The organism is Bradyrhizobium sp. STM 3809 (assembly GCF_000239795.1).
Taxonomy (GTDB): domain Bacteria; phylum Pseudomonadota; class Alphaproteobacteria; order Rhizobiales; family Xanthobacteraceae; genus Bradyrhizobium.
In genome coordinates, this window is sequence record NZ_CAFJ01000676.1 from 1 (window position 1) to 5,972 (window position 5,972).

Below are 5,972 nucleotides of genomic sequence, written 5' to 3' on the forward strand. Positions count from 1 at the left end.
ACCCCGGCGCGTCATCCGCTATGGCCAGACGGCGGCGCCGGCGCCGGCGAAACGCGGCCAGACCCATGTGGTGCCGCAGCCGAGGGGGCGGCCGCGGATCGTCGCCCGGCAAGAGGTGCAGCCCGCGCCGGAATGGCGTCCAGATCCCTCCACATCGGCGGGGCCGTGACGGCGGACCGTAAGCCGTTTTGCGGCGATAACCCGCTGCGGCCACACGTTCGCGCCTGTTTCGCCATGTTTGCACGACATCGTGCATCTCGCGGTGCTTAGCGATCTCGTCCGGCGTCGGGGCCGGACGAAGGGCCCGGCCGATCCACGTGGGGGTGGGTTCGTAGATGGAGCAGGCCTCTGACAGCGCGACGTGGCGAACGGGCCTGCCGGTCCTGTTCGAGCCGCGTCCTCAGCCGCGGCGTTTCGATTTCTCCGTCGCGCTCCTGGTGTCCTTCGCCGGCGCCTTTTTCGGCTGCTTCGCGACCCTGCAGCTGAGCGCATGGGGCCTGTCGCCCGCGCTCGCCTCGGCGGCGGCGACCGTCGTTCTGTGCACGGGTCTGGTCATCGCGTCTCCCGACAATCGGGCCGCGACCATCTTCTCCTCATCGGTCTATGGCGGCAGCTTCAGCGGCATGACGCCGATCGGACTGATCAGCGAGAGCGTCGCTCACACGGGATTGCCTCAGGAGGCGTCGCTCTACCTGCTGTCGATCTTCTGCGGCCTGCTGTTCTGCGCGCTGACGGCCGTCGAAGTCCAGCGGCGCGTCGTGCTGTTGCAAGGCTATGGCGGCCGGCTGGGCGTCCTTGCCGCGATCGGATCGCTGCTGTTCGTCACGCTCGGGCCGTGGCTCGCCGGTCAGGGCGATTCCCTCCATCTGGGGCACCTGACTGAGTTCGATCAGGAGCTCGACGGTTCGCTCGCGATACTCGCGGTCTGTCTCGCCGGGACATTTCTGACGATCTTCCTGCAACGGCTTCCGCGTGTTGCCGAGGCGGGGCGGGCCGCCCGCACCTTCGCTTCGGCCACCCTGGCATTTGCCGGAATGGCGGTCATGCAGACGCTCTGGTCCGACCAGCGCTGTCTCGTCGATGCCTATTATGCGGGATGTTTTCTCGGCATGTCCTCGCCGCAGCGGCTGTCCGGACCGCTGCAGCCGATCATGGCCGCACTGACCCTCACCGCGGTTCTGGTCCAGGCATCGACGGTTCTGCCGATGGTCGGCGGCAGCCTCGGCCTTGCAGCCTTCATCGCGGCGGCTGCCGTCGACATCGCCTGGCGAGCCGCCTGCCTGCTGCCGGCCCCGGCCGAGACGGTGAAGCTCGCCCTGGGCCGGAGCGTGGCCGTAACCTTGACGGTGGCCGGGTGTCTTCTGCCGAGCCAGATCTTTCACAGGCCGGCCGACGATGCGGCCGGGGTCCTGCGCGAGGCCGCCCCGGTCGTGGCTCCGGACGTTGCTGCGTTGCCCGAGGAGCCCGCCGTGGACGCAGCTCCGCCGGAGGCCGCATCGCCTGCGCCGGCGACTGCTGCCGCCGAACCCGAATCCGCGCCGGTCACCGCCGCGAGCCTCTGGCCCGCGGTGCCCGGCGTCTCGCCCTCGGTGGAGACGCCTCCCGAGGCCGCCCAAGCGCCGGCACAAGTTCCGGCCCAAGCTCCGGCTCCAGCGCCGCGCGCCGAGCCGCCGCGGACGCCGCGCGTGAGCCGGATCGCCTCGCGGTCCGCCAATCTGGGACCCTGGGGCATCATCCGGACTGCAGAGCCGGCGCGGACCGGAGCGGCTGCTGCGCGACCTGCTCGTGCCAGGCCCAGCCCCGTTCGTGGCGGTGACCCGGCCTCGGCCGTGGCCTCTCCAGCGACGCGACCCCAGGCGCAAGGCGCGCCCAAGCGGCCGGCGCGGTCGGCCGCCGCCGCTGTTACGAGCGAATGAGCCTGACGACGAGCCCAAGTTGCGCGATGCATCGAGGACAACGGCCAGCCGGCCGCGGCACCGGTCCCGCCGACCAGGCGCGGCAGGCCCGTGCGGCGCCGCCGTGGCGGCCGGGTCGCCGGACATCGGCAGGTCCATGATCGCGAACGGTCCGGGGCGTTAGACGAACGATCGGTCCTTTTCGTTGATTCCGCATCGCTTTTCGCGGTTTTGTTGCAGGCAGGCTATCTGCACTTTTTAGTGCGTACAGCAGCCCGCTACTTCCACCTCCCAGAATTTTGCAGGCATCGTCCCGCCGGATTTGCGGCAGGGAGGCCGCGCCCGGCAGGTCGGGTCGAGTTCGCGCTCGATCCCGGCCGCTGCTGACAACGAGGTCGCCCTGCAAAGCCGCGCGGTATTCACCGCCTCACGGCTGCGGCGGGTCGCGCCGCAGGAGGCGAGGGAGCAAATGGCCGATCCGCGTGCGGGTGGTTCGCAGGACCCGATCGCCTACGACCCGCTGGCGGCGCGCGAAGGTCTGCCGCCACCGTCCGAGCCGGGCCCTCACCCATGGCCGCGCTTCGGCCTTTACGTCATTCCGGCGGCCTCGTTCGCCGGGGCATTTCTCGGCTGCATGGCGACGCTGCATCTCACGGCCTACGGTCTGCCGTCGCCGCTCGCCTCGGCCGCGGTGACGCTGCTGCTGTGCGCAGGCCTGATCATCGCGCCGACCAGAAACCTGGAATCGGCGACGTTCTCTTCGTCGGTGTATGGCGGCAGCTTCACCGGAATGACGCCGGTCGGGATCCTCGTCGAAAGCGTCACCCATGCCGGTCTGCCGGAGCAGGCATCGTTCTTTCTGCTGTCGGCCTTCTGCGGGTTGTTGTTCTGCATCATGACCGCCATCGAGATCCGGCTGCGCGGGGTGCTGCTGCAAGGCTATGGCGGGCGGCTCGGCCTGCTCGCGGCGGTCGCATCGCTGCTGTTCCTCTGTCTGATGCCGTTGCTCGGCGATCGCAGCGACGTGCTTCGGCTGGCGCATCTGGATCATTTCGACAAGGATCTGCACGCCTCGCTCGCGGTCTTCGCGGTCTGCCTCGCCGGCACGGCCTTGACCCTCGTGATATTGAGGCTGCCGGCTGTTGCCGGGGCCGGGCGGGCGGGACGCACCTTCGTGTCGGCGGTGATCGCTTTCGCGGGCATGGCCATCCTGCAGGCGCTTCTGCCCGACGAGCGCTGCCTCATCGATGCCTATTACGCCGGATGTTTTCTCGGCATGTCGTCGCCGCAGCGGCTTTCCGGCCGGCTTGCGCCGGTCGTCGCCGCGGCGACGCTGACGGTCCTGCTCGTTCAGGCCGCGACGGTGCTGCCGCTGGTTGGCGGCAGCCTCGGCTTTGCTGCCTTCGTGACGGTGGCCGTGCTCGACCTGCTGAGCCGCGCCGCCCTTGGTCTCAGCCCGTCCCGGCACGGAGCCGCGACGCTGGTGCTCAGAAGCCTGACGCTGGTGGCTGCCGTCGCGGCGCTGCTGCTGCCGACCGAGCTGTTTCGCGAGGAGCCCGATCCCGCCTCGACGGGGACCATCGCGCAGCAGGAGTCGCCACTGCCGCCGGCACCTCCGCCCGACGCGCCCAATCCTCCTGCATCGGTGGCTGCAGGCGTTGCCGGCGACGGCGGCGCGGCGAGCGCCACGCCGAAGCCCGACATCGCGCCTCCGATGGTGCAGCCGGCGCGCAGCGCGCCGCCACCGGCCAAGCCGCGCCGGCGCGCTGCCGGGTCTACCGCTGCCGCGCCGCCGGCGAACCCGGCCGAGCCCGCGGCGCGGCGGATCACGCGTCCCGCCCAGAGCGCGGCGGCCGCCCCTGCCGGCACCGTCGGGGCGAACACATCCGCGAGCGTCCCCACCGCCTCGAACCGGCGCGCACCTGCGCGCGCGCCGGCGGCGTCCTCATCGCGGCAAGCGCCGCGGCAGGAGGTGCTCCGCGCGCAGGAGGCCGATGCCGAGGCGGAGCCGGCGATGGCGAGATGAGCCGCGGGCTCAGCCGAATTTGCGCCGCGCGTCGAGCGCGAGGCCCAGGCCGACGCTGCCGAGCAGGTCGGTCTCGGCGACGCGGGCGTCCGGAAACAGCGCCAGCACCGCCTGGCGCAGCGCCGGCACCATGCTCGAGCCGCCGGTGAGGAAGATCGTGTTGATGGCAGCGGGCTCCACGCCGGCATCGTCGAGCAACGCGGCGACTGTGCGCACGATGCGCGCGACGGAATCGGCGATCGCGCGATCGAAATCCCGGCGCGTGAACTTGATGCGCGCCCAATCGTCCGTCTCCGACAGCACCGAGGTCAGCGACTTCGCCGCGGTCAGCGCGATCTTGGCCTGCTCGACGCCGATCGCCAGCGTATGGCCGCGATGCTCCTCCACCACCTTGATGAAGCGGTCGACGAGATCGCGCCGCTCGGCCTCGTAGCGGATCTGGCGCAGCTCGTGGAGGACGCCCTTCTTGTAGAGCTGGTTGATCCGGTGCCATGTCGCCAGCTCGTGATAGTAGGCGGTCGGCAGCTCGCGCTTGCCGTCGGCGGTCGCGCTGCCATAGCCGAGATGCAGCATCACGCTCTTCAGGCTCAGCAGCCGGTCGAAATCGGTGCCGCCGATATGGATGCCGCCATTGGCGAGGATGTCGTCCTCGCGGTCGGCCTTGCCGCGTCGCTGCGGCGAGACGCGCACGATCGAGAAGTCGGAGGTGCCGCCGCCGATGTCGACGATCAGCACCAGCTCCTCGCCGTTGACCTGCTGCTCGTAGTCCAGCGCGGCCGCGATCGGCTCGTATTGGAAGGCGATGTGCCTGAAACCCTGCTCGCGTGCGATCTGCTCGAGCGCGCTCTGCGCCTCGGCATCGGCGGCGTCGTCCTTGTCGACGAAGCGCACGGGACGGCCGAGCACGACCTGGCTGACCTCGTGCCCGAGCCTGGACTCGATCCGCGTCTTCAGATGCGCGAAGAAGAAGCCGAGAATGCCGGAGAACGGCACCGCCTTCTGCCGGATGTACGTCTTCTCGTGGATCAGCGCGGTACCGAGAATGCTCTTCAGCGCGCGCATGAAGCGGCCGTCATGCCCAGTGAGATAGCGCTCGATCGCGGCGCGCCCGAACTGCACGCCGTGGTCCTCGAAATCGAAGAACATCGCGCTCGGCAGGGTGCGCTGCTCGCCCTCGAGCGGGATGAGCTGCGCAGAGGTCGAATCGCTGAGGCCGACCGTGGTGTTCGAGGTGCCGAAGTCGATGCCGCAATGGGCCGCTGCCGCCATGCTCGTCTCGCTGTCCGTGCGGGGAGGGCGGTCCGCTTAGCCGTTTCGCACCGCAATGTCATGTGCGAATGTGAGGCATGATGGGCATGAAGAATTCTCACGCGGCGCATGGCTCCTCGGTCGCGCAACGTCATCGGTCATCGGCGACCAGGGCACTGGCTGCCCCGCTGACATTTGCAGCCTGCTTTGGGATGGGCCTGCTGACGGCAGCCGCAGCGGACACCGATCACGGCCAGAAGGCGCCCTATGATTGTTGGCAGCCCGAGTCGACCGTCAAGGGCTGTGCGGTGCCGACCGAGGACGGCCAGCTCCGTCTCACACCTTCGTTCCTGGCCCGCCTGCGGTTTGGTCCGGATGAGCTGGCGCCGGTCGTTCTCCTCGGAAGGACGAAGGGCGAAGCAGTCCGCTGGCTCTACGTCCGTCGCGATGGCGCGATGGCGGCGGTGATGGCCTACGACAATGGCGCCGAAGAATTCACCAATGGCCGCGCCCGTTCGCCGGTGGGAGCAAAGATCGGATACATCGATCCGTCGTTGAGGCTCGTGATCCCGGCGATCTACGACGGCGCCTATCCGTTCGACAACGGCGTCGCGGTGGTTTGCCTCGGCTGTTCGCTCGTCTCGGAAGGCGGGCATAGCTGGTTCGAGGGCGGAACCTGGGGATGCATCGATCCTGATGGGAGGGCGGTTGCTCCGTTCAGGGTCCGTGAGCAGAAGGTTTTTTCCGAGATCTGCCGGCCGTGACGGCTGTTGTGACAAGCGATGCGCGCAGTTAGTTAGTCC

The 5,972-nt window shown here is 69.4% G+C and carries 4 protein-coding genes; 3 read left to right on the forward strand and 1 reads right to left on the reverse strand.

Annotated features, from left to right (window positions below):
• Positions 1–335 precede the first annotated feature (335 nt).
• On the forward strand, positions 336–1,916 hold the full coding sequence (locus BRAS3809_RS29920) for a hypothetical protein (protein ID WP_008965758.1): 1,581 nt from the start codon (positions 336–338) through the stop codon (positions 1,914–1,916).
• Between the two features lie 448 nt (positions 1,917–2,364).
• The gene (locus BRAS3809_RS29925) at positions 2,365–3,921 is read left to right on the forward strand and encodes a hypothetical protein (protein WP_008965759.1); all 1,557 of its coding nucleotides are present in this window, start codon (positions 2,365–2,367) and stop codon (positions 3,919–3,921) included.
• A 9-nt stretch (positions 3,922–3,930) separates the two neighbouring features.
• On the opposite strand, the gene BRAS3809_RS29930 is transcribed toward BRAS3809_RS29925, so the two are convergent.
• Positions 3,931–5,190: an Hsp70 family protein gene (locus BRAS3809_RS29930; protein ID WP_008965760.1), complete on the reverse strand. Its 1,260-nt coding sequence runs from the start codon at positions 5,188–5,190 to the stop codon at positions 3,931–3,933.
• A 77-nt stretch (positions 5,191–5,267) separates the two neighbouring features.
• Between BRAS3809_RS29930 and BRAS3809_RS29935 the strand changes: the two genes are divergently transcribed.
• A complete protein-coding gene (locus BRAS3809_RS29935) occupies positions 5,268–5,933 on the forward strand; it encodes a WG repeat-containing protein (RefSeq protein ID WP_240535805.1) in 666 nt (221 codons plus the stop codon).
• Positions 5,934–5,972: the final 39 nt, after the last annotated feature.

Coding starts and splice junctions, on each gene's coding strand:
- BRAS3809_RS29935 (WP_240535805.1), top strand. CDS start 5,268: ATGATGGGCATGAAGAATTCTCACGCGGCGCATGGCTCCTCGGTCGCG.
- BRAS3809_RS29920 (WP_008965758.1), top strand. CDS start 336: ATGGAGCAGGCCTCTGACAGCGCGACGTGGCGAACGGGCCTGCCGGTC.
- BRAS3809_RS29930 (WP_008965760.1), bottom strand. CDS start 5,190: ATGGCGGCAGCGGCCCATTGCGGCATCGACTTCGGCACCTCGAACACC.
- BRAS3809_RS29925 (WP_008965759.1), top strand. CDS start 2,365: ATGGCCGATCCGCGTGCGGGTGGTTCGCAGGACCCGATCGCCTACGAC.